General features: G+C 72.7%; 21 protein-coding genes. 5 read left to right on the forward strand and 16 right to left on the reverse strand.

The genetic code is table 11. The features are described 5' to 3' along the window. The 9 genes from ACY0I8_RS08560 to ACY0I8_RS08600 form a co-directional block, all read right to left on the reverse strand. Window positions 1-336: hypothetical protein (locus ACY0I8_RS08560; protein ID WP_461394383.1), on the reverse strand; the 336-nt coding region annotated here is incomplete at its 3' end. A gap of 101 nt (window positions 337-437) precedes the next feature. Beyond that, window positions 438-1,448, reverse strand: a complete 1,011-nt coding sequence (locus ACY0I8_RS08565; protein WP_461394384.1) for an ATP-binding cassette domain-containing protein — start codon at window positions 1,446-1,448, stop codon at window positions 438-440. Next, complete coding sequence (locus ACY0I8_RS08570) at window positions 1,445-2,482, reverse strand: oligopeptide/dipeptide ABC transporter ATP-binding protein (protein ID WP_461394385.1); 1,038 nt, start codon at window positions 2,480-2,482, stop codon at window positions 1,445-1,447. The genes ACY0I8_RS08565 and ACY0I8_RS08570 overlap by 4 nt, the downstream gene beginning before the upstream one ends. Then, complete coding sequence (locus tag ACY0I8_RS08575) at window positions 2,479-3,327, reverse strand: ABC transporter permease subunit (protein WP_461394386.1); 849 nt, start codon at window positions 3,325-3,327, stop codon at window positions 2,479-2,481. Before ACY0I8_RS08575 ends, ACY0I8_RS08570 begins: the two co-directional genes overlap by 4 nt. After that, window positions 3,324-4,271, reverse strand: a complete 948-nt coding sequence (locus ACY0I8_RS08580) for an ABC transporter permease subunit (RefSeq protein WP_461394387.1) — start codon at window positions 4,269-4,271, stop codon at window positions 3,324-3,326. The genes ACY0I8_RS08575 and ACY0I8_RS08580 overlap by 4 nt, the downstream gene beginning before the upstream one ends. Further along, the gene (locus ACY0I8_RS08585) at window positions 4,268-5,797 is read right to left on the reverse strand and encodes an ABC transporter substrate-binding protein (RefSeq protein WP_461394388.1); all 1,530 of its coding nucleotides are present in this window, start codon (window positions 5,795-5,797) and stop codon (window positions 4,268-4,270) included. Before ACY0I8_RS08585 ends, ACY0I8_RS08580 begins: the two co-directional genes overlap by 4 nt. A 52-nt stretch (window positions 5,798-5,849) precedes the next feature. Then, window positions 5,850-7,373, reverse strand: coding sequence for a hypothetical protein (locus tag ACY0I8_RS08590; protein ID WP_461394389.1), 1,524 nt, complete (start codon window positions 7,371-7,373; stop codon window positions 5,850-5,852). Then, window positions 7,339-8,949, reverse strand: a complete 1,611-nt coding sequence (locus tag ACY0I8_RS08595; protein WP_461394390.1) for a PEGA domain-containing protein — start codon at window positions 8,947-8,949, stop codon at window positions 7,339-7,341. Before ACY0I8_RS08595 ends, ACY0I8_RS08590 begins: the two co-directional genes overlap by 35 nt. Window positions 8,950-8,986: 37 nt before the next feature. After that, a complete protein-coding gene (locus ACY0I8_RS08600; protein ID WP_461394391.1) occupies window positions 8,987-10,192 on the reverse strand; it encodes a carboxypeptidase-like regulatory domain-containing protein in 1,206 nt (401 codons plus the stop codon). A 369-nt stretch (window positions 10,193-10,561) separates the two neighbouring features. Here ACY0I8_RS08600 and ACY0I8_RS08605 point away from each other — a divergent pair, with 369 nt between their 5' ends. The 5 genes from ACY0I8_RS08605 (at window position 10,562) to ACY0I8_RS08625 (ending at window position 17,043) form a co-directional block, all read left to right on the forward strand. Then, window positions 10,562-13,261 (forward strand): cytochrome c3 family protein, encoded by a 2,700-nt coding sequence (locus tag ACY0I8_RS08605; protein ID WP_461394392.1) that lies wholly within the window; start codon window positions 10,562-10,564, stop codon window positions 13,259-13,261. 130 nt (window positions 13,262-13,391) lie between these two features. Beyond that, window positions 13,392-14,522 carry a two-component system sensor histidine kinase NtrB gene (locus ACY0I8_RS08610; protein WP_461394393.1) on the forward strand — a complete coding sequence of 377 codons (1,131 nt, stop codon included), beginning with the start codon at window positions 13,392-13,394 and terminating at the stop codon, window positions 14,520-14,522. Next, window positions 14,515-15,933, forward strand: a complete 1,419-nt coding sequence (locus ACY0I8_RS08615; protein WP_461394394.1) for a sigma-54-dependent transcriptional regulator — start codon at window positions 14,515-14,517, stop codon at window positions 15,931-15,933. The genes ACY0I8_RS08610 and ACY0I8_RS08615 overlap by 8 nt, the downstream gene beginning before the upstream one ends. A 256-nt stretch (window positions 15,934-16,189) precedes the next feature. Then, entirely contained in the window at window positions 16,190-16,549 is a 360-nt protein-coding gene (locus ACY0I8_RS08620) for a hypothetical protein (protein ID WP_461394395.1), read from the forward strand. A 5-nt stretch (window positions 16,550-16,554) separates the two neighbouring features. Continuing rightward, entirely contained in the window at window positions 16,555-17,043 is a 489-nt protein-coding gene (locus ACY0I8_RS08625; protein WP_461394396.1) for a hypothetical protein, read from the forward strand. Window positions 17,044-17,087: 44 nt separating this feature from the next. Here the strand turns inward: ACY0I8_RS08625 and ACY0I8_RS08630 are convergent, their stop codons facing one another. The 7 genes from ACY0I8_RS08630 to ACY0I8_RS08660 all read right to left on the reverse strand — a co-directional run. Then, window positions 17,088-17,522: a hypothetical protein gene (locus ACY0I8_RS08630; protein WP_461394397.1), complete on the reverse strand. Its 435-nt coding sequence runs from the start codon at window positions 17,520-17,522 to the stop codon at window positions 17,088-17,090. A gap of 171 nt (window positions 17,523-17,693) precedes the next feature. Continuing rightward, window positions 17,694-18,503, reverse strand: a complete 810-nt coding sequence (locus ACY0I8_RS08635; RefSeq protein ID WP_459940119.1) for a fumarylacetoacetate hydrolase family protein — start codon at window positions 18,501-18,503, stop codon at window positions 17,694-17,696. Window positions 18,504-18,676: 173 nt separating this feature from the next. Then, window positions 18,677-19,555 (reverse strand): 3-methyl-2-oxobutanoate dehydrogenase subunit beta, encoded by an 879-nt coding sequence (locus tag ACY0I8_RS08640; protein WP_461394398.1) that lies wholly within the window; start codon window positions 19,553-19,555, stop codon window positions 18,677-18,679. 52 nt (window positions 19,556-19,607) lie between these two features. Then, window positions 19,608-20,768 carry a pyruvate ferredoxin oxidoreductase gene (gene porA / locus ACY0I8_RS08645; protein ID WP_461394399.1) on the reverse strand — a complete coding sequence of 387 codons (1,161 nt, stop codon included), beginning with the start codon at window positions 20,766-20,768 and terminating at the stop codon, window positions 19,608-19,610. Then, on the reverse strand, window positions 20,765-22,528 hold the full coding sequence (locus ACY0I8_RS08650) for an FAD-dependent oxidoreductase (RefSeq protein WP_461394400.1): 1,764 nt from the start codon (window positions 22,526-22,528) through the stop codon (window positions 20,765-20,767). Before ACY0I8_RS08650 ends, porA begins: the two co-directional genes overlap by 4 nt. After that, complete coding sequence (locus ACY0I8_RS08655) at window positions 22,525-23,100, reverse strand: 2-oxoacid:acceptor oxidoreductase family protein (protein ID WP_461394401.1); 576 nt, start codon at window positions 23,098-23,100, stop codon at window positions 22,525-22,527. Before ACY0I8_RS08655 ends, ACY0I8_RS08650 begins: the two co-directional genes overlap by 4 nt. A 3-nt stretch (window positions 23,101-23,103) precedes the next feature. Continuing rightward, window positions 23,104-23,380, reverse strand: a 277-nt coding sequence (locus ACY0I8_RS08660) for a cupin domain-containing protein (RefSeq protein ID WP_461394402.1), incomplete at its 5' end; no start/stop codon positions are given.

The following is a 23,380-nucleotide window of genomic DNA, read 5'->3' on the forward strand; positions in this document are numbered from 1 at the left end:
GTCCCGGAGGGCGGCCGCCTCGGGCCCCAGGCTCCCGAGGGCCTCCAGCCGTTCGAGGGCCCACAGGCTCTCGGTGGCCCGGCCGCTCTGGGCAAAGGCCCGGGCCGCCGCCAGGAGCCACCGGGGATCCGCCCACGCCCTTTGGGGATCCTCGCCCTCGGCCTCCCGGAGGCTCCGCACGGCGTCGGATCCGTAGGTGCCCCCCCGGCTCAGATAAAACTCCGCCCGCTCGAGGGCGCTCTCGTACCCCGCCCAGGCGATTCCCCCGAGCCCCACGATCCACGTCGCCAGGGCCCACGCCCAGATCCACCGGCGCGCCCGTCCTCCGTCCGTCACCGTTTCGGGCCTCCTCCCCAATGCCGTCTCCGATCTCCGGTCATCGGCCGCCGCTTGGTGCCCGCGCAGCGCCACCGACCCGGGGCCGGGTGGGGTTCGTATCACACCCGCAACCGTCGAGACAAACCCTCGCCCGAAGGAACCGGGCCGTCGTCCCCCCGTCCCGCGAGGTGGCAGGCCACCCGGTGGGCGGGCCCCGCGGGAACGAGGGGCGGAACCTCGGCGTCGCACCCCTGGGACGGGTCGGCCTGCCCGCACCGGCCGAGGAACGGGCACCCCCGCGCCGCGGGTTCCCGGAACGGCCGGGGCGGCCGGGCCAGGGCCCCGGCCACGCCGAAGGCGCTCTCCAGGAGTTCCCTCGAGTAGGGGTGGAGGGCCTTCCCCCCAAAGAAGCCTTCGGCCGGTGCGTCCTCCACCAGGCGCCCCCGGAACAGCACGAGCACCCGGGACACCAGGGTTCGGACGACCCGAAGATCGTGGGTGACGAGTAGAACCGTGAGGCGGCGCCGCTCGTGCACCCGCCGGAGGAGTTCCACAAGCCCCACCTGGATCGGCGGATCGAGCCCGGCCACCGGCTCGTCGGCCACCACGAACCCGGGCCGGGTGGCGAGCGCCCGGGCAAAGGCCACCCGCCGGCGCTCCCCGCCCGAAAGTTCCGGCGGATAGGCGTGGAGACGCTCGGCCGGGAGCCGCACCGTTTCCGCCAGGCGTTCCACCTCGCCGGCCACCTCGCCCCCGCGGATGTCCCGGTGGATCCGCACGGCTTCCTCCAGGAGGTACCGCACCCGAAACGCCGGGTTCAGGGTGGCGTAGGGGTTTTGGAACACCATCTGGGCCGCCCGGGCAAAGGCCTTCCTCTCGCGGCCCCGGACCCGCTGGGGGTCGAACTCGCCCACCCGGATCCTCCCCGCGTCGGGCCGGAGAAGCCCCAGCAGGCAACGCCCCAGGGTCGTCTTGCCCGAGCCCGACTCCCCCACCAGCGCCGCGAACTCTCCCGGCTCCAGGGCAAACGAGACCTCCCCCAGGGCCTCAATCCGCCGCCGGCGCCCCCACCGCCCTCCCAGGGAGAAGGTCTTCGAGACGCCCTCCACGGCAACCCGGATCCCGCTCACGCCCCCACCTCCCAGCACGCGAGCCGGTGCCCGCTCTCCAGGGCCACCTGGGGCGGGGACTCGGAGGCACACCGCGCCTGCTCCCGGGAGCACCGCCCCGCGAAGGGGCACCCCTCCCCCGCCCCGCCCGCGCGGGTGGCCGGCGGCCGGCCTCCCCCGGCCAGTGCCGCCTCGGCCGCCAAAAGCATCTCGGTGTACGGATGCTTGGGGCTCCAACGGGGGTTCAGCACCCGGCCCACCGGCCCCTCCTCCACGACGCGCCCCCCGCACAGAACGGCCACCCGCCAGCACAGGAGCCGCGCGGCCTCGGTGTCATGGGTCACGAGGAGGAGCGTGGTCCCGGTTTCGGCCGGAGCCCGGGCGAGAAGCTGGAGCACCCGGAGCCGTAGGGTGGCGTCAAGCCCGGTGGTGGGCTCGTCGGCCACGAGCAGGGCCGGCCTCGGCGCCAGGGCCAGGGCCAGGGCGAGCCGCTGGACCATGCCCCCCGAAAGCTGGTAGGGGTGCTGGGTCGCCACCTCCCCGGGCCGGTACATCCCCACCCGCGCCAACTGTTCGATGCCCTGTCGGCGGGCCTCCTCGCGGGTGAGCCCCGGGTCGCGGCGGCGTACGGCCCGCGCCAGCAGGTCGCCCACGGTCAGGTACGGGGGGAACGCCGTCCCCGGGTCCTGGGGCACCAAACCCACGTCCCGGCCCAGGACGGGGGCCACCCGGCGCCGAAGCCGGCGGTTCCACGCGGCCACGTCCTTGCGCACGGTTTCGGGAGGGCCCGGCTCCCACGCCACCGCCCGGTCGATCTCGGGGAACAGCGGCTGGCCGAGGAGTTCGGCCGAACCGCCCACGATCCCCGGAGCGGCGTCCGAAAGCCCGAGCACGGAATGGAACAGCAGCGTCTTCCCCGAGCCGGACTCCCCCAGGAGCCCGAAGGGCTCCCCCGGCCGGAGTTCCATCGAGACCCGGTCGAGGGCCCGGCGAAGGGCCCGGCCGGTTTCGAGAAGAACGACGAGATCGCGGCAGGCGAACAGGGGCGCGCTCACGGCCGCTCCTCGATCCGATCCAGGATCCCCCGCCCGAGGAGGTGAAGCCCGAGGAGCGTGAGGGCCAGGGTGGCGGCCGGGGCGGCCACCGGAAGCCAGTGGCCCCGGAACACCCCGTCCCGGGCGAGCGCCAGCATGTTGCCCCAGCTCGCCGCCGGTTCCTGCACCCCCAGCTCGCCCCCCAGGTACGACAGGCTCGCCTCCGCGAGCACCGCGAACGACAGGAGGCTCGTGGCCTGGGCCAGGAGCACCCGGCGGCCGTGGCCCCACAGCACGTGCACGAACACCACCCGCCAACCGCTCACGCCCAGCGAGCGGGCCGCCTCGATGAACGCAAGCGACCGCAGCCTCTCCATGCTGGAGCGGATGGGCTCGGCCACCTGGGGGGCGAAGGAAACGCCGACGGCGGCCATGATCCAGGCGAGGTCGCTGCCCGTGACCGCGGCCACCAGGAGCACCGCCACGAGCTTCGGCACCCCGTCCACCGCCTGGGACACCCCCGTGGCGAGGGCCCGGAAGAACGGGGGCAGGAGCCCCTCGGCAAGCCCCAGGGCCGACCCGAGCACGGCGGCCGTGGCGACGGCCAGGAGCGCCGGCCCGGCGAACCGGGCTGAGGCCGAGGCCAGCCGGGCCAGCAGATCCCGGCCCAGGGCGTCGGCCCCCAGCCAGAGGCCCGGGCCCGGCGGGGCGTGGGGCGGGGCGACGAACGCGGTCGGGTCGTGGGGCAACCACCCCAGGAGCCCGGCCCCGGCCCCCAGGGCCGTGGGGAGAAGGCACAGGCAGCCGGCCACCAGCAGGGCCCGCGCCCCGAACGTCCGCCGGGGAAACCGGGTTCCCGGCCTCACCGCCCGGTCTCCCCGACCCGGGGGTCGGCCCACCGCCCGGCCGCCTCGGCCACCACCCCGGCGAGCCGGACCACGGCCGCCAGCACCACGGCCGACCCGAGGAGCAGGGGGAGATCCCGTTCGGCCGCCGCGCGCCAGGTCAGGTACCCGAGCCCCGGCCAGCCCAGGGCCGCCTCGAGGATCACGGTGGACCCGAGCACGAACGCCACCCGCCGGGAGAGGTGGGCCGCCACCCCCGGCAGCGTCTCCCGCACGGTCACGGCGGCCTCGGGGATTCCCAGGAGCCGGGCTCCCACCCGGTGTTCCACCCGGCCGGCGGCCCGCACCTCGGCCCGGATACGGCCCAGGAGGTCGGCCAGGAGCCCGTCCCCCACGGCCAAGACGACCACGGCCACCGCCCAGGGCACCCAGTGGTCCCGGCTGGGGAACGGAAACCAGGCCGGGAGGTCCCACCACCCCCCCCGGGTCCCGGCGGCCACGAGGCGGTTCCCGAACACGGTCACGGCGTAGACGAGCAGGAACACGGGAAGGGCCGAGGCGAGGTGGGCGGCGGTGGCCAGGCCGGCCCCGGCGGGGCGGCCGGCCCCGAGCCGGGCGATCCCGGCCGAAAGGAGGGTGGATACGAGGAGGGCCGTCCCGGCCAGCCCCAGGGAACGGCGAAGCCCCGGGAGGATGAGGGCCGTGACGGGGCGGCCCCGCTGCACGGCCGTGGACCGGCCCAGGTCGCCCCGGAGCGCCCCCGCGAGCCAGTCGCCGTACCCGGGAAGGCCCGCGGGCGCGGCCGCGGGGGCCCCCGCCGACCCGACCCGCTCGGCCATCGTCCCGGTCGGGGCGGCCCGCAGCACGCCGTAGAGGAGCAGACTCGTCCCCAGGAGCACCAGAAGCCCCCCGGCCGCCTGGCGCAGCGCCCATCCGGCCAGGGCGAGGGCCGGGCGGTCCCTCACCGTTCCTTCCACGCCCCCACGTAGGAGAAAAAGTAGAAGGGGTGAATCCGGACCCCCTCGATCCGGGTGGCCACGGCGGCGTACCGGTTCAGGCTCCAGAGGAACAGGTAGGGGAGGTCGTCGTGGAGCACCCGGTGCAGTTCCCCGTACACGGCCCGCAGGGCCTCGGAGTTGGGGGCCCGGCGGCTCTGCTCCAGGAGCCGGTCCACCTCGGGGTTGGCGTAGGCCCCCAGGTTGTTCCGTCCGGGGCCCGCCTCGGCCGAGTGGAACAGGGAGTAGATGTTGACGCTGTGGTCGAAGGTCCACTCGGCGAGCACCAGATCGAACGCGTGGTCCTGGAACACGGCCTTGCGCCAGGCCGAGGGTTCCAGGAACTTCACCTCCACCGCGATCCCCAGGCGCCGGAACTGCTGCTGCAGATCGAGGACCACGGCCTTCTGGGCCTCGTCGGCCGCGAGCGACACGAGCCGCAGCCGCACCGGCTCCCCGTCCTTCTCCCGGACGCCGTCCCCGTCGGCGTCCACCAGCCCCGCCTCCTCCAGGAGCCTCGCGGCCGCGTCGGGCTCGTGGGGCCACGGTTTCACGTCGAAATTGTACGCCCACGAGGCCGGGGGAAACGGCCCCGAGATCACCACGCCCCGCCCCCCGTAATGGGCCTTCAGCATCGCCTGGCGGTCGATCCCCCGGGCCATCGCCCGCCGCACCCGCACGTCGGCCAGGACCGGGTTGCGGAAGTTGAGCCCGACGAAGGCGTAGGAAAGGGTGCTGTAGGGGTACAGCCGCACCCCGGAGAGCTCCTCCAGCACGGGGATGTCCCGGGGCCGGACCACCGGCACCAGGTCCACGGCGCCGTAGCGCAGCAGCTCGTTGCGGATGTTGTCGTCGGGCACGGGGGCGGCCTCCACCTGCCGCAGCCCCGGCTGCCCGGACCGGTGGTACTCGGGGTTCGCCACGAACCGCAGCTCCCCGGCGGCCGACCACTCGTCGAACCGGAACGGCCCGGTTCCCACGGCCTGGGGATCCCCGGCCCCCAGCGTCGTGCCGGAAAACCGGTGGGCCGGCAGGATCCGGAAGTCGAACAGGAGAATCGGGTTGGCCGACGGCCGGGCCAACCGGAACCGTACCGTGGCGTCGTCGAGGGCCTCCACCGACGCGAAGGCCGCGAACTGGGACCGCAAGGGCGACGCGTTGTCCGGATCCTTGCCGGCCTCCACCGTGAACACCACGTCCCGGGCCGTAAACGGGGTGCCGTCGTGCCACCGCACCCCCCGCTTCAGGCGAAACGTCACGGTCGTTCCGTCGGGGGAAAGGTCCCAGGACTCGGCCAAAAGCGGCTTCACCTCCCCCGCGTCGGGCGGGGTGATCAACCCCTCGTACACGAGTTCCGAGGCCCGGACGCTCGGCATGTCGCGGGCGAGCAGGGGGTTCAGGGTGGAGGGCGGCGTGCTCTCGGCGTAGCGCATCCCCGCCCACCCCACGGCCGAAAGGCCGACCATCGCGACGGCCACCAGACTTCTGCGGATCATGGGACGGATCACTCCCCTTAGAATGGGTCCTCGGTCCTCCGCCGCCGGCCTCTCAGCGGGGCGGAACCTCGCCGCCCGTGCGGGAGGCGTAGAGCCGCTTCAAACTCTCGTAGGCCAACCGGGCGCTGGGGAACTCCTGGGCCAGATCGAACAGGATGCCCACCGCCGGGGCGAACTGCCCGGCCCTGGCGTAGGCCCGCGCCAGGTCCGCCAGAAACGCCGCCGGGTTCCGGAAATCGGGTCGGGCCCCCTGGGCCTTGTCGTGGACCCCGTCGAGGGCCTCCAGGGCCTCCTGGTCGAGCCCGCGGCCCCAGAACACCCGGGCGGCCAGCCGGGCCACCTCGGCCTGGCGCACCCGGTAGAGCTCGGCGAGGGTCGCCGCGTCGGGGGCCTCCCCGAGCCGCTCGGGCAGGGACCGCACCGTGCGCAGCGCGGCCCGGGCCGACTCCACCGGATCTCCCAGGGGCTCCGGGGCGCCCAGTTCGGTCTGCACGGCCGCCAACGTGACCAAGGCGAGGGGGCCGGGATCCTCGCGGACCGCATCGCGCCACCGGGCGATGGCGTCCGCCTTCCGGCCCAGGCGGTACAGGGCGGCGCCCTCCCGGATCCGGGCGAGCCCCGGCGCCTCCCCCGGCCCGGCCACCGGGCCGAACAGCCAGATGTCCACCGCCTGCCGGACCGGGGTTTTCGCAAACAAGGCCGCCGCGTCCTCCCACCTCCCCTGGGCGGCGGCCCCGAGCCCGGCCCAGAAGGGGGCCGGAAGCGGCCGTGCGGCCTCGGCCGCCAGCCCCCCGAATCCCCGCCGGAGCAGCTCGTAGACGTAGAGGTCGGGCCCGGGGCCCCGGCCCACCTGGTTGAAGTCCACCATCTCCAGGGCCAGCACCCCGCTGGCGAGGTCGCCCTGGCGAAACGCATCGAGGGCCTGGCCGTACGGGCTGCGATTCCCCGTGGGGCAGGGCACCCCCCAGAGGTAGCAGGCCACGAGCCCCATGACCCGGTCCTGTTCCGTCTCCGGGGACCCGGCCTCCCGCGTCAACCGCCGCAGGCGATCCACGTCGCCCTCAAGATAGGCCAGCCCCGCTCGCCCCAGGACCCTCAGGTAGCCCCCCCGCGAGGCCGCCGCGTCCCCGAAGGCCCGGCGGGCCACCGCCCGGTCGCCCCGGCGGAGGGCCACCCACCCCCGCCGGGCCTCCAGGGCGGGGTCCGCCCCCGCCGCCTCGCCGAGATAGAGGGCCTCGGTCTCCAGGAAGAGCCCGTCGAGGGCCGCGTAGAGGTCGGCGAACGCGAGGTACGTGCGCACGAGCCCCGGGCCCGGGGCGCCGGTCGCCGAAAACGCCTGGAGCGCGTCGTACAGCCGGCCGTCCCGCAGCGCGGTCCATCCCGCCCCCCGGGTGAGGAGCGCCGCCACCTCGTCGCTCCGGCGGGCGTAGGCCCCCATCCATCCGTCCCGGCACAGCCGGACCTCCGGGTCCGGGGCCGAAACGGCCGCCCCGCCCTCCGGGGCCTGGGTGCAGGCGATCCCCAGGCCCAGGACGAGCAGGCTAACCGCCCAGTTTCGTCGCCAGAAAGTCCACATGCTGACGGTGACGCTGCGCGCGCCCCACCCACTCGCCGCCCAGGGCATCCGGGTTCTCGGCCAATCGCGCGAAGAACACCTGCCACGCCTGGGCCCCCTTCTGGATGAACCGCGCCTCCCCGGTTTCCTCGAACAGCCGCTCACTCGTCACCCCGAGGTAGTAGTAGGCCTGCAGCACCAGGCGGTCCCGGTGGTCGGGCGGGAAGAGCTCCGGGGTCGTGACCGCCCTTTCCAGGGCCTCGGCCCCCTGCCGCAGGAGCTCCACCGCCTCGCCCACACCCGCGGTGCGGGCCGCCTCCCAGCACCAGTACCCCAGGGCCAGGTTCAGCACCGGGTTCTGGGAAAACGCGGGCACCGCCACGAGTTCGGCGAGCACCGCCGGGATCTCGCGCTCCCGGCCCAGTTGCTGGAGGATCTCGGCCATCTGGGCCCGGGCCTTGGGGTAGCTCGGGTGGTCGGCGGGAACCCGACCCAGGAACCCGAGGGCCTCCTCGAGCTGCCCCCGCTCGATCAGGGTCTGGGCCGTGGCGTAGTTTTCATCCACCGGCCGCAGCCGGAACGGCCGCTCCCGGAAGTCCTCCACGTCCTCCCGGAACTGCACCGTCAGCTCCAGGGGCAGGAACCCGGGCTTTTCGGCCGGATCGAAGGCGAGGCGCAGCCGGTGAGTGCCCTTGGGGGCCCGGAACCCGAGCCCCTCCTCGCCCGCCACCCCGAGCTCCGTGCCGTCGAGCCACACCCGGGCGCCCGGGGGATCGGTGAAGAGCCGCACGGTGCTTTCGGTCCGGACCGGCACGAGCGCGGCGAGCACGGTCACGGTCTTGGCGCTCTCCACCACCACGTCGCGCCGTTCCCAGGCCACGAAGCCCTCCCGTTCCACCCGCACCGTGTGGGTTCCGGGGGGAACCGGCGCGATCCGCAGCGGACCGTCGGCCACCCCGCGCGGCTCCCCGTCGAGGAACACCGATCCCCCCGCGGGGCTCGTGACCACCAGGATCGCCCCGTCCTCGGGCTGGAGTTTCAAGGACACCTCGATCCGCCCCCCGGCCTCGACCCGGACCTCTTCCTCGGCCGGCCGGTATCCCTCGCGCACGGCCCGCACCGCGTGCCGCCCCGCCGCCAGGGGGATCTCCAGCGGGGCCAATCCCACGCCCTTCCCGTCCACGTCGACCCGGGCATCCGGGGGATCGGTGGTGACCACCACCAACCCCAGGCCCACCTTGTCCTCGGCCTCGAAGTCCACGAAGATCCGCCCCCCCGCCCCCTCCACGATCTGGCGCACGGCGCCCTGCTCCGGGAGGTACAGGATGACCTCGTGCTCCCCGTCGGAGAGGTCCTTTACGTACACCGGGGTCGTGCCGCGCTCCTCGCCGTCCACGAACACCCGGGCCCCTTCGGGCCTGGACAGGACCGACAAGACCCCGGGCTCCCCCGCCTCCCGTTCGAACCGGGAAACGTTGGGAAGGGCCTCTTCCGTCCCGGCCGCGGGCTCCGCGGAGGGCTCCTCCTGCGCCGACGCGGGAAGCCAGAGAAACGCGGCGAGCACGGCCAACACCACCATCGCGGGAAAGCGCCTCATGGTCACCTCTCTTGCCGATGCGAGATCCGAGCGCACCTCACGGGTTGAGCCTGGGGCCGGCCCCCTCGGGAACCACGGCGCCCGGATCCACGGCCAGGTGTTCGATCAGATCCACGCCGAGTTCCGGAACGGGCTCCGCCACCAGGTCCAGCCGTTCCAACCGGATCGGCGGCACCTCATTCTCCCGGTAACTCTCCGCCGTGATCACCGCCCGGCCCACGGCGTATCCCCGCCGGAACGCGTAGACCTCGTACCGCCCCCCGAACAGGGGCTGGTCCGAACCGGCCTCACCCCCCGCTCCGAGGACCTTCCGGCGTGAAATGCGAAACGCCCCGGCCTCGTCGGTGAGCGCCTCCATCGTGTAGGGCGAGGTCCACACCTCCACCCCCGCCACCGGCGCGCCCCGCTCGTCCAGGACCTGGCCGGCGAGCACCGTGGGCGCCACCTTGACCGGGATCTCGGCCTTCAGATCGGCCAACTTCTCGGCCGGCAGTTCCACGGACACCTCCTCAGCCGCCCGAAGCCGGTCGCTCTTGATGTCCAACGTCACCCGCACCCCCACCGGCAGGCTCGGGATCCCCTCGATCCGGAACCGCCCCGTGTCGTCGGTGCGGGCGATGATGAACCGGTCGAGCTTCACGAGCACCTGCCCCAGGGGGATCTTCCGGTCCAGGGTCTCGGCCAGGGTGAGGCGCCCCTCCAGGGTCGTGCCGGGGAATGTGGGGTAGGCCTCCTTCATCCGGAGCCGGAACACCTCCCGGGCCACCCGGTCGCGGTACTTGGAGTCCGGGAACAGCTCCAGGAACTCCAGGTACTCCGGGATCCGATTCGTCCGGACGACCCGCGCGGCGGCCTCCCGTTCCGATTCCCGGGCGAGCTTGGCCCCCACGCCCGCCCGCAACGAACCCTGGGGCCGAAGCAGATAGACGCCCTTCTCCAGCTCCCGGTCCACCCGCGCCTTCCCGGCCCGCCGCAGCCCCTCGTCGAACACGACGAACCGCTCCCCCTTCCGGGCGCCAGCCGGGATCTCGGCCACCAGCGTGCCCCCCTGGGCGAAGATCACGCTGCCCACGAAGAGCTGGTCCTCCCCGGCCCCGAGCCGCGGCTTCACCGCGGGCGCCGCAGGTTCCGGTTCGAGCAGCACGGGCTTTCGCACCTTGATCGCGGCCCCGGCCATCCCCGCCCACGCCACGAGCGCCAGCGCCGCGGCCACCCCGATCGCTCCCCTGTTCCAACCGGGCATTCCCTGTTCTCCTTCGTGCACGCGACTTCGTTCGTCCCAGCCTTCCCTTCGCGCGTCCGGCACACACGTTCCGCGCGAGCCCGGTTGATTAGCACAAATCGTGCCGCCGCTCAAACGAGACCCCAGAGGGGCCGGATCGGGGGACAGGTGAGCCATATCGCGCAGGGTGTGCAAAAACGCCTGGCACTGCGACCATTGAAGGGGGGATCCCCTGGGTGCTAAAGTCACTCGTCTTTCTTCGCAACCCCACAACGGACCCGACGAGACGCCCTCTTGGAACGCCGACGCGTGTTACCCGCTTGCCGTTGGACCGCAGGCCTCGCGCTGCTCGCGGTCCTTCTAGCGGCCGGGTCTGCCGGAGCGACGGGGGTGCGCGTGCTCGCCCCCCCGGATCGAACCGTGTTCTCCGACGCTTCGCTTCTGATCCTGGGTACGGCCCCCCGGGGGGAGACGGTGAAGTGGTCGGTTCGTGCGGCATCCGGCACGACCTCGGACACCATCAAAGCCGACTGGGGCGATCTGTTCGAGATCTTCGTGATCCTGGAACCGGGCCTGAACGAATTTCGGATCGGGGACCAGCGGCTTCGGGTGTTCCTCGACGACGGGACCCGACCGGTGCCCCCGGATTTTCGACCGGCACGGGTTCACGCCGGGGACATCTCTCGCTGCGTCGATTGCCACGACCGGCTGAGCATGGCGGTGGCGGCCGGGGGCTACCCGGGGGTCTGCCTGTCGTGCCATGTGGTGGTTTCCGTAAACCCCGAGAACAAGACGCCCGCCCAGGAGACCTTCCATTTCCAAAAGGCCATCGCAAACTGCGGCCGGTGCCACGAGCCCCATGCCGCCCACGACCCCAAGCTGCTAAAGGCGCCGGGATCCGAACTCTGCCGGGCCTGCCACCCGGAGCGGGACGTGTCGGATACCACCCACCCCGCCCTGGCCGACGAGGGCTGCGCCGCCTGCCACGATTCCCACTACTCGGGGTACCCCAAGGAACTCCATAAGCCCCTGCCCGACCAGTGCCACGACTGCCACGACGAAGGCACCGGGGATCGGAAAGCGCTTCACCCCCCCCTCTTCGGCAAGCGCTCGTGCTCCACCTGCCACGACCCCCACGGCGACGCGGAGGGGCTCCTGGTCGAGGCCGTGCCAGGGCTGTGCCTGAACTGCCACGGACCCGTGGTCGAGCACGGCCACGGGGAGGAACTCCCGGCCTGCACGAACTGCCACGATCCCCACGGCCGAACCGACCGGGGGCTCCTGGGTGCCGATCCGTCTCCCAAGTGCCTCGAGTGCCACGAGGGGATCGACCAGGGGAACACGGTTCACCCGGCCCTGGAGGAGGGCTGCCAGGCCTGCCACGACCCCCACGTCGACGGCAACCTGGACCGGGCCCGGGCCTCCTGCGCCGGTTGCCACGACCTCGGGGGGGACGAGGAACTCTCGGCTCTCCACGGGGGCCTCTCAATCCCGCCCGGGGCCTGTGGGAGCTGCCACCCCCCGCACACGTCGGCGGAGGACCGGCTCGTGAAGGGCCGGCTGCACCCGCCCATGGCCAAGGGAAAATGCACGGTGTGCCACGGCGGGGGGGCCGAGCGAAGCGTCCACGTCGCCGACGCGGCCATCCGGTGCCGCATGTGCCACTCGTTCGAGAAGGACCTGCGGGACAAGGGGGCGACGCTCCACGACCCGGTGGCCGAAGGGAACTGCACCGCCTGCCACGACCCCCACATGTCGGACCGGCCGGCGTTCCTCAAGGGGCCCCAGCCGGAGGTATGCGCCGCCTGCCACGAGGAGGCCGAGGTGCCGAAGGGCCGCGCCCGCCACCCGGCGGCCGAGACCTGCACCGACTGCCACGGCGCCCATGGGGGCACGAAGCGGGCATTCCTGGACACCGCCCCCCCGGACCTCTGCCTCGAGTGCCACGACGATCCCGCGGAGGGGCTGGAAGAGCCCCATCCGGCCCTGGAGGAGGGCTGTCTGTCGTGCCACGACCCCCACCGGGGGTTCCGGCCCGGCTACACCAAGGGGGACGCGCCCTGGGCCGCCTGCCGGGAGTGCCACGAGGTGCCGGACCTGACGGCGGGGAAAACCCTCCACACGGCCGCCGAGACCTGCTCCAACTGCCACGATCCCCACGGCCGGGGGGGGCCAAGCTACCTCAAGGCCCAACCGCCGGACCTGTGCCTCGGCTGCCACGACGATCCGGCCGAGGGGGTGGAGGAGCCCCATCCCGCCCTCGAGGACGGGTGCCTCGGGTGCCACAGCCCCCACGAGGGGTTCGGCGGGGCCGCCCTGGCCCAGCCCCAGCGAGATCTGTGCCTCGGGTGCCACGACGACCCCACGGCGGGCCTCCCCAAAGCCCACCCCCCGGCCCGGGACCGGTGCGCCGGCTGCCACGATCCCCACGGCGACGCGGGACAGGCGTTGCTCCGGGGCGACGGCCCGACGCTGTGCCTGCGGTGCCACGCCGACAAGGGTCCCGCCGCCGGCCTCGCCGTACACCCCCCGGCCGAGGAGGACTGCACCACCTGCCACCGGATGTCCGGCCACGGGGGCGAGGGCCCGGGGTTCCTGGCCCAGCCCCCCCCGGACCTGTGCCTCGAGTGCCACGACGACCCCCGGGAGGGAGCCGGGGAGCTTCACCCCGCCCTGGAGGAGGGGTGTCTCGTCTGCCACAACCCCCACCGGGGCACCGAGCCGGGGCTCCTGACCGGCGCCGAGCCCAACGCCCCCTGCCTCGAGTGCCACGAGGTCCTGACCGGGAAGCCCGTGGTCCACGGGGCCCTGGCGGACGGGTGTTCCACCTGTCACGACCCCCACCGGGCCGACCGGGAGCACCAGCTTCGAACCCCTGGGAACGCCCTGTGCCGCACCTGCCACGACCTCTCGGACCACGCCCACACGGTGGACCCGGCCCGGGGGGAGCGGTTCCCGGGGTCCCGCGCCTTCCCCACCGACGGGGCGGAGTACCGGTGCACGGGCTGCCACGCACCCCACGAGGCCGACGAGAAGGGCCTGTTCGTCCGGCCCCGGTCCCAACTCTGCCAGGAGTGCCACCAGATCTAGGGGCGCCGGTCTCCGGTCGACGGTCTGCGGTCTTTGGCCGGGGGGCCGTCTCGGGCCCTGTCGCCCGTCCCGATTCCGTGGTATGGAAGGGAGCCGAGCACCCGTTTCGTCCCCGACCCCGGACCCGCCCATGCCCGAACCGCTCGCCAGCCGGATCCTTGCCGCCATGCGCTGCGGCGTGATCGCCGTGGACGCCTCGGGGACGGTGCTCCTGTGGAACCGGCCGGCGGCCGAGATCCTGGGGATCGCGCCCGAGGCGGCCCGGGGGCGGGACTGCCGGGAGGCCCTGGCCGCCTACCCGGCGCTGGCGCACCTGCTCCTTGACGCCCTGGGGCGCGCCACGCTGCCCGACCGGGCGGAGCTCGAGCTGGAGCGGCCCGACGGCACCCGCGAGCTCGTGGGGTTCAGCCTATCGCGCGTCGAGGACGAGGAGGGGGCCCCCGTGGGCTCGGCGATCTTCTTCAAGGATCTGACGCTGGTAGAAGAGGAGCGGGAGAGGGAGGCCCTCCGCAGCCGGCTCGCGAGCCTCGGGGAGGTGGCGGCCCAGCTCGCCCACGAGATCCGAAATCGCCTCGGCGGGATCCGGCTGTTCCTGGGGTTGGCCCGGCGCCGGCTCGACCACGACCCGGAGGGGACGGGGTTCCTCGACCGGGCCGAGGAGGAGCTCCTGGAGGCCAATCACAAGCTGGGGGAGATCCTGGCCTTCGTGCGGCCGGTCCGGCTGGAGATCGGCCCCGTGGACCTCGCGGCCCTGTGCCGCGAGGCCTGGGACGCCGTGGCGGCCCGGTTCGCGGATGCGGTGCCCCACGTGTCGTGGGAGGTGGGCGAGGACCTCCCCGCCACCCGGGGCGACCGGGACCGACTCCGGGACGCCGTCGTGAACCTCCTGGCCAACGCGGTCGAGGCCACGGGGCCGGGGGGCCACGTGACCGTTCGGCTCTCCGTGGAGGACGCACCCACCCTCGTGGCCGAACACGCCCCGGTGCCCGTGCCCGGCCTCAGGGAGTTCGGGGAGCACCCGGCCCGCCGCATCCGCATCGAGATCGAGGACGACGGCCCGGGGATGGAGCCCGAGGTGCTCCGGCGGGTGTTCCACCCCTTTTTCACGACGAAGGAGGGCGGATCGGGGCTCGGCATCCCCACCGCCCAGAAGATCCTCGACGCCCATGGGGGAGGGCTCGACATCGTGTCCGCGCCGGGCCAGGGCACCCGTTTCGTGGTGAGGGTGCCGGTTCTGGCCGAGGAGGGGCGAGGTGGCTGAGATCCTGATCGTGGAAGACCACGCCGCGCTCCGCGACGCCCTGGCCATCGCGGCCGGGGCCCGGGGCCACCGGGTCGTCACCGCCGAACGGGGCGACGCCGCGGTTCGGGTGATCGAAACGCGGCCGTTCGACCTTGTGGTCACGGACCTCAGGCTTCCCGGGGCCGACGGCTTCGCCGTGCTCGAGGCGGTGCGGGAGCACCAACCCCGCACCCCGGTGATCGTGATGACGGCCCACGGCTCCATGGAGGCCGCCGTGCGGGCCCTGCGGCTCGGGGCGCTGGATTTCATCGAGAAACCCTTCGACATCGACGAGATGGAGGCCCGCATCGAGCGGGCCCTGGTGCAGGGGGACCTGGCCGAGACGGTGCGGGGGCTTCGCGAGCACCTCCTGGAGCCCTACCGGCCCGAGAACATCGTGGGGGAGAGCCCGGGCATCCGGGCGGCCCTGGAACTGGCCCGGAAGGTGGCACCGGCCAAGACCACGGTGCTCATCACCGGGGAGACCGGAACCGGCAAAGAACTCGTGGCCGGCGCGATCCACGCCATGGGCCCGCGCCGGGAGCGCGAGTTCGTGGCCGTGAACTGCGCCGCCGTGCCCGACACGCTCCTGGAAAGCGAGCTGTTCGGGTACGAGCGCGGCGCCTTCACGGGCGCGGCCCGCCGCCGCGTGGGCCGGTTCGAGCGGGCCCACGGGGGCACCCTGTTCCTCGACGAGATCGGGGACATGAGTCTCGCCACTCAGGCCAAGATCCTCCGGGCCCTCGAGGACGGACGGATCGAGCGGCTGGGCGGCGAGGAGCCCTTCGAGGTGGACGTGCGGATCATCGCCGCCACCCACCGGGATCTGGCCGAGATGGTGAAGCAGGGGAAGTTCCGGGAGGACCTGTTCTACCGGCTCAACGTGGTCACGATCCACCTGCCGCCCCTGCGGGACCGGGGGGACGACGTGGTGCTCCTGGCCCAGCACTTCGCCCGCCAGTTCTGCGCGGACTTCAAGAAACCCCCCGTGGAGTTCGGCGACGACGCCCTCGACGCCCTGCGCAAACATCCCTGGCCCGGCAACGTGCGGGAGCTCCGAAACGCCATCGAGCGGGCCGTGCTCCTCGCGGACGGCCCGGTGATCTCGGCCGACGACCTGGGGCTCCCGGAAACCGCGGCGCCCGTACCCCGGGAGTGGGACGGGGAGGCGTTCCGGTTCTACTTCCCCCGGGGGGGCGTGCCCCTCGAGGTGGTGGAGAAGGAGGTGCTCTTGGCGGCCCTCAAGCGGGCCCGGTGGGTGCAGAAAGACGCGGCGGCGCTCCTGGGGATCACCAAGCGGGCGATCCACTACAAGATCGAGAAGTTCGGGATCACCCACCCCTCCTGGACCAAGAACCGCCCGCCTCCCGAGGAGGCCCCGGAGGCCTAACCCCGCCGAAGCCCTGGCCAAGGGGCGGGAGCGACGCCGGAACTGGGGAACCTGTGGTCCGCATATGCAACGCGAGGCAACAGCCGGGGGGGCACCCGTCAGGCCGGACGGCCCGGCGGGGGGTGACAACGCGAGTCGGAATCGCGTATAGAAGCGCCGGAGCAAGCGGCATCCCCGATGCGCGGCGGCCACGGGGGTATTGCGCTTCCCAGGTCCCTTGTCTCCCGGCTTGCCGACCAACCCAAAGGACCTTCCCATGTGGCTCGAGCGATACCGGAAGATGACCCACCGCGACCGGGCGCTCCTGGACGGACGCCTGATCACCTACCACTTCTACGTGGGCGGGGTGACCCTGCTCCTCCTCGGTTGGATCGGGATCGCCCAAAAGGAGCCCTACTCGTGGGTGGCCGTGGTGTTCGGGGTGGCGAGCCTCGCCATGGGCGCGGGACTCCACTGGTTCCACCGGCGGATGATCTCGGGCCCGAACCGCGACGCCTACCTGGCCACGATCACGGCGGCCCTGGGCCGGCACCGGTTTCCGCTCCTGCCGAGTCTCCTCGGGGTGCTGGTGGTCTTCAGCGTGGCCGTGACGATCCTCTACCTCGTCTCCGGATGAGGCCGATGCCGGCGAACCCGTTTCTGCTCCAGGGGCCCGACGATTTCGTCCGGCTTGACACCCTGTGCGCGGAACTGCTGCAGGAATTTGCCGCCTGGTTGCGGGACGAACTGGGGCGCCCGCCCATCGAGGCCGGTGCCCTGGCCCATCATGCTGACCGGTATCTCAGGGATTTCGTGGTGGACTGCAAGGAAACCGGCCCCGCCGACGAGGACCCCACCCTGGTGCGCCAGTACCTGGGCAACTGGTACATCGTGAACACCCTGTACCCGACCCACGAGGAGATGGACGCCATCCGGGAGGCGCTCGCACTCCTCTACCGGTACCTGCACGAACGGGGTATCGTGGGCGAGGCGGCCCGCCGGGCGGCCGAGGCCGCCCTGGCGGACGGGGCGTTCTTCCGCGACCGGCTGGAGGCGTTCTGGGCCCTCACCCCGGAGGGCATCGATCCCTGGCGGGCCCAGGACGACTACCGCCGCCGCCGGCAGGGTTGAGGCGGTCGAGCGCCGCCCCCCCGAGCCTTCCAGCTTCCCAGCCTTTACGGCAGCTTGATCTTGCTCCCGGGCCGGGGCCCGGGGCCGCCCCGGAGCCCGCCGGTCAGATCGGCCCCCAGGCCCATGCCGGCCTCGGCCGGGGTCACGATGCGAGAGGCCTCCCGAAGCTGAGCCTCCCGCACCTCCCGCACCAACCGCTGCACCGCGTCGTTGATGGCCTGGGGAAACTTGTCGCAGGCCTCCTCCAGCGTGTCGGCCTCGATGGGGGCCTGCACCGGCAGAAGCCCGGCCGGGGTCAGGATCTGGGTTTCGCCCATGAAAAGGGGCTGCCGGTCCGGGTCGTCCGATCCGTCGGCCTTGATCGGAACGAGCCGCCGGATCGTCGCCGCCCGAAGGTCGGTGAAGATCTCCTCCCGGAACAGGTCCCCTTTGTTCACCTGGACCCGCACCGCCTGTTCGTTCGCCTGCTGTTCGCTCACGTCGGATCTCCTCTTGGAAAGCTGGGAAGCTGGAGGCTGGGAAGCTGGGAGGCGGAGCGTCCCCTCTTGACCTCGCGTTGCCAACGGCCCGTGCCGTCGATTAGCTGACGAACGGGTTTGGTGTTTCCTCCGCCTCTGCGGGCCGGGCGGCTTAGGGACAGCCGGCGCGGCTCACACCCCGTCGGCGTCGGTCACCCGGTTCGTGAGCCGGCCGATCCCCTCGATCTCCACGCTCACGATGTCCCCGGGCTTCAGGAACAGCGGGGGATTCCGGGCGAAGCCCACGCCCGGCGGGGTGCCGGTCAGGATCACGGTGCCCGGCAGAAGCGTCGTGTCCCGGCTCAGGAAGCTCACGATGCGTGCCACCGAAAAGATCATGTCGTCGGTGGTGCCGTCCTGCACGAGCTCGCCGTTCAGGGCCGTGCGGATCCGCAAGCGCTGGGGGTCCGGGATCTCCTGGCGGGTCACGATCGCCGGCCCCAGGGGGCAGAAGGTGTCGAAGGACTTCCCCCGGATCCACTGCCCCCCGTTGTGCTTCTGCCACCGCCGGGCCGACACGTCGTTGGCCACGGTGTAGCCCAGCACGAAGTCCAGGGCCCGCTCCTCGGGCACGTCCCGGGCCTTTCGCCCGATCACCACGGCGAGCTCCCCCTCGTAGTCCACCTCGGGTCCCCGGGCGCAGCAGGCCGGGATCCGGATCGGCCGGTCGGGCCCCACCACGGCGGTCGTGGGCTTCATGAAGATCACCGGATCCCCCGGGATGGGGAGCCCCGCCTCCCGGGCGTGGGCCCGGTAGTTCAGCCCCACGCAGTAGATGTTCACGGGCTCGATCGGCGCCAGGAACCGCTGCACGTCGGCCGTGCGAAACGTGGGGCGAAGCCCGGTGAAGGGATCCCCCTCCAGGACCTCCACCACCCCGGGCGGGTCCTCCCTGCCGTATCGCACGTTGCCGGCCGGATCCTCGTAGCGGACGATGCGCATGGGGTCTGCCTCCGTTCGCCGCTGGGAGGCTGGGGCGCCTCTCACCCGTTGCGGGTCAGGCATCCCCGCCCGCGTTCCAGGCCGGGGGCCTCCAACGAAAACGGGCCCTCCCGCGGAGGGCCCAAGGGTATGCGCGAAGGGGGCACCGGGGCAAGCCCGGGGATGCCGCGGGCTCAGGACAGACGGGCCAGGGCCTTGAGCCGTTCCCAGTTCCGGTCCACCTCCTCCTGGATCCGGTCGAGGTCATCCCGGGTCAGGTGCTTGAAGCGCCCCTGGATCCGGTAGTACTCGTCCACCAGGTACCCCACCGGCTCCAGGTTGATCGTGTAGCGCACCCCGTCCTCCACCTCGTAGAGCGGGAAGATCCGGGTCTGCACCGCCAGACGGGCGAGTTTGACCGCGATCTCGCTCGGCACCTTCCACCCCGTGGGGCAGGTGGCGTACACGTGCAGGAACTTGGTGCCCTTGACCGAGACGGCCTTCTGGACCTTGCGCACCATGTCCTCGGGGTAGGCGATGGAGGCCGTGGCGGCGTAGGGAATCCGGTGGGCCGCCATGATCTGCATGATGTCCTTCTTGCGGGTGGGTTTGGGCGAGCCCGTCGGGGTGGTGGTGGTCCAGGCCCCTGTGGGGGTGGCCCCCGAGCTCTGGACCCCGGTGTTCATGTAGGCCTCGTTGTCGTAGCACACGTAGAGGATGTTCTCGTTTCGCTCCGCCGCCCCCGAAAGCGACTGGAGCCCGATGTCGAAGGTCCCGCCGTCCCCGGCCCAGGTGACCACCTGGGTTTCGGTGTCGCCCCGGGCGTCCAGGGCGGCGCGGATGCCGCTCGCCACGGCGCCCCCGGTCTCGAAGGCCGTGTGCAGGATCGGTACCTGCAGCGCCGTGTAGGGGAACGGGCCGGCAATGATCGACCAGCAGCAGGCCGGAATCGAGATCACGGCCTTCTCCCCCAGCCCCTTCAGAAGAAACCGCATGGCGATGGCCGCCCCGCACCCCGGGCAGGCGAGGTGGCCCGAGTACATCCGTTCGTGCACGGGCAGTTCGATGGGCATGGCGTTCTCCCTCGGCCGGCGCGCCGGCCGCTCGGTTCGGCGCCGGTCGGCGTCAGAGCTTCAGCCCCTCCCACAGGATCTCCCGGGGCGGCTCGGGCGCCAGGGCCCGCCGGACGATGTTCTCGATGGTCTGGGGCGTGATGTCCCGGCCCCCCAACCCGGCCACGAAGGGGTACACGGCGGGCCGCTCGGCCAGGAACGCGAGGGCCGCCCGGATCTCCGCGGCGAAGATCCCGCCGGAGCCGAACGAGAGGTTCCGGTCGATCACGGCCACCCGGGGGTAGGCCCCGAGCACCCGGCGGATCTCCTCGTGGGGAAACGGCCGGAACAGCTTGAGTTTCACCAGGTCGAACTCGACCCCCTTCTCCCGCAGGGCCGCCTGGGCCACCCGGGCCGTGCCCGTGACCGAGCCGGTGGTCACGAGCGCCAGCGGGGCCCGCTCCCCCTCCCGGCAGGGGATCACCCGCACCGCCCCGTAGGAGCGGCCGAACCGCTCGCCGAACTCGGCGTCGATCTCGGCGTGGGCCGCGAGCGCCCCTTCCATGGCCTCCTGGATCTTGTAGCGGAACTCCATGTAGTACTCGGGGCTCGCGAGCTGGTTGAAGGCGTGGGGGTCGCGGGGGTCGAGGATCTCCTGGGGCTCCCAGGGGGGCAGGAACGCGTCCACGGCCTCCTGGTCGGGCACCTCCACCGGCTCGTAGGTGTGGGAGAGGAAAAACGCGTCCATCACCACCATGGCCGGCAGGCTCACCCGCTCGGCCAGCTTGTACGCGATCAGGATCGTGTCGAGCACCTCCTGGACGTCCTCGCAGTACAGCTGCATCCACCCCGTGTCGCGCTGGGACAGGCTGTCGGTCTGGTCGGCCCAGATGTTCCACCCCGGCCCCATGGCCCGGTTCACCTCGGCCATCACGATGGGGAGCCGCGCCCCGGCCGCCCAGTGGAGCATCTCGTGCATGAGCGCGAGCCCGTGGCTCGAGCTCGCGGTGAACGACCGGGCCCCGGCCGAGGCCGCCCCGATGACGGCCGCCATGGCCGAGTGCTCGCTCTCCACCCGGATGAACCGGGCGTCCAGCACCCCGTCGGCCACGAGTTCGGCCAACCGTTCCACGATGTGGGTCTGGGGCGTGATGGGATAGGCGCTGATCACCTGGACCCGGGCCAACTCCACGGCGTGGCTTACGGCGTGGCTCCCCTCCAACACCCGCCTCATCGGGGCTCCTCCTCCAGGACCATGGCGTTGCGCGGGCACTCCACCACGCACACGCCGCACCCCTTGCAGTAGTCGTAGTTGATCTCCCGGGACCCGGCCCGGAGGTCCCGGAGCACCGAGACGTCGGGGCAGAAGAGGTAGCAGTTGTCGCACTGGTCGCACTGCCCGCAGTGGAAGCACCGCTCCGACTCCCGCAGGGCCATCGAGGCGGAGATCCGCATCTTCACCTCGTCGAACCCGGTGCGCCGCTCCTCCAGGGTGATGCGGGGCCGCTCCCGCCGCTCCTGGTACTCGAAGTAGATCGTGTTGAGCTCGTCGTAGCGCACGACGTGGTCCTGCTGGGCCGTGCGGTCGCCGCCGCGGTACCGGTTGGCCGACACCCCGCCCTTGCGGCCGATCCGGATCTCGGGCCAGATCTCGGCCGGGTCCCGGCCCCGGAGCCGGGCGTCGATGACGAGGGCCGCCTCCTTGCCCGAGGCGATCGCCGTCACGACGGCCTTCCGGTCGTTCACCAGGTCGCCCCCCACGTACACGGGGGGCCGCTCGGCCCACTCGCCCTTGGGCGCGATGCGCTTGAGGTGGAGCCCCTCCACCAGGAGCCCGTCCCCGCCGGCCACCTCGGGGGGCACCCCCTCCGAGGGCCGGGCCCCGATGGCGGTCACCACGGCGGCCACCTCCACCTCCACGTCCGGGTGCCCCGAGGGCACCACCCGGGCCCGGCCCCCCTCTTCCTCCTCGAGGGCCATCATGGTGGCGAGCACCAGCCGGTACCCGCCGCCCTCCAGGGGCTCGATCCGCTTCGGGGCCAGGAGCGTCTGGAACGGGATGCCCTCCTCCCGGGCCTCCTCGATCTCGTCGGGCAGGGCCGGCATGTCCTGGAGCCGGCGGCGGTAGTACACCACCGGCTCGGCCCCCAACCGAAGGAGCGACCGGGCCACGTCCATGGCCGTGTTCCCGCCCCCGATCACCGCCACCTTGCCCCGGATCTCGGGCCGCTCGCCCCGGCGGATCGCCTCCAGGAGGCCCAGGCCGTCGGCCGCGTGCTCCTCGCCCTCGGCCCCGAGCGGGGCCGGGGCCCAGGCCCCCACGGCCAGGAACACCGCGTCGTACCCGGTGAGGTCGTCCCACCCGAGGGTGTCGCCCAGCTTCCGGCCGCCGTGGAACCGCACCCCGTCGTCCAGGATCAGCCCCACCTCCCAGGCCAGGGCATCCAGCGGCAGGCGGTACTCGGGGATGCCGTAGCGCAGGAGCCCCCCGGGCTCCTCCCGGGCGTCGAACAGGTCCACGTCGTGGCCGAACCGTCGCAGGAAGTAGGCGGCCGCTAGCCCCGCGGGGCCGGCCCCCACCACGGCCACCCGCCCGCCGGAGGCCGGCAGGTCCAAGGGCGGCGGGACCAGCCCCAGCTTCCAGGCGTGGTCGGCCAGGAACCGCTCCAGGGAGTTGACGCTCACCGCCTCGTCGTACTCCCCCCGGTTGCAGGCCGTCTCGCAGGGGTGGTAGCACACCCGGCCGCACACCCCCGGCAAGGGATTCTCCTCGCGGATCCGGAGCCACGCCCCCTCGAAATCCCCCTGGCCCAAGAGCATCTGGACCCGGGCGATGTCCTCGGCCGCCGGGCAGGCCTCGGCGCACGGGGCGATCTTGTCCTGGTACCGGGGCCTCAGGAACCGCCAGGAACCCGTGCGGTTCCAGAGCATGGTGTCGGCCGACCGGGACATGGGGGGCAGGTCCCGGGCGGAGCGAAACGTCACAGGGCTCATGGGGCAGCCTCCGCGCCGGCCTCGGGGAGGCACACCGACTCGTAGGCCTCCCGGGCGGCGTCGATGTTGGCTTCCTGGTGGGACGGCACCTCTTCGCGTATCGCCTCGCACACGGCCTCGAGCGACACGATGCCGGTGGCCCGGGCGAACGCCCCGAGGATCGCGGTGTTCACGATGGGATGGGTGCGGGACCCCAGGCGGTGGCGCAGCGCGATGCGGCTCGCGTCCACCGTGGCGACCCGGAACGGCGCAAATTTGGGATAGGCACCGGGGGGCCGTTCGGTGTTCAGGAGGAGGGTGCCCCCGGGCTTCAAGCCCCGGGTCACGTCCACCACCTCGATCAGGGTGGGATCAAGCACCACCACGTGATCCGGGGTGTACACGTTGGTGCGCAGATGGATCTTCTGTGCGTCCACCCGGATGTAGGCCTCCACGGGCGCCCCCCGGCGCTCGACCCCGAAGGCCGGAAACGCCTGCACGTATTTGCCCTCGAGGAAACACGCCGCGGCCAGGATGTTGCTCGCGACCACGGCCCCCTGCCCCCCGCGCCCGTGGAACCGGATCTCGATCACGGCCTACCTCCGCTCGCCCGTGTAGACCACCACCAGGGCCCGCGCCTCCTTGTCTCCCAGCGCCCGGAACGCGTGGGACACGTCGGACTCGAAGTAGAGGCTGTCGCCGGGCTTGAGGGTGCGCACCTCGTCGGGGGTACGGAACTCGATCTCCCCCTCGAGCACGTGGATGAACTCCTCCCCGTCGTGGGAGTAGAACACCATGTCCTTCTTCTCCATCGGCGGGAAGGTCACCATCAGGGGCTCCATGTGCTTGCGCGACTTGTGGAGCTCCAGCGAC

It is taken from the genome of Deferrisoma sp. (assembly GCF_054681715.1).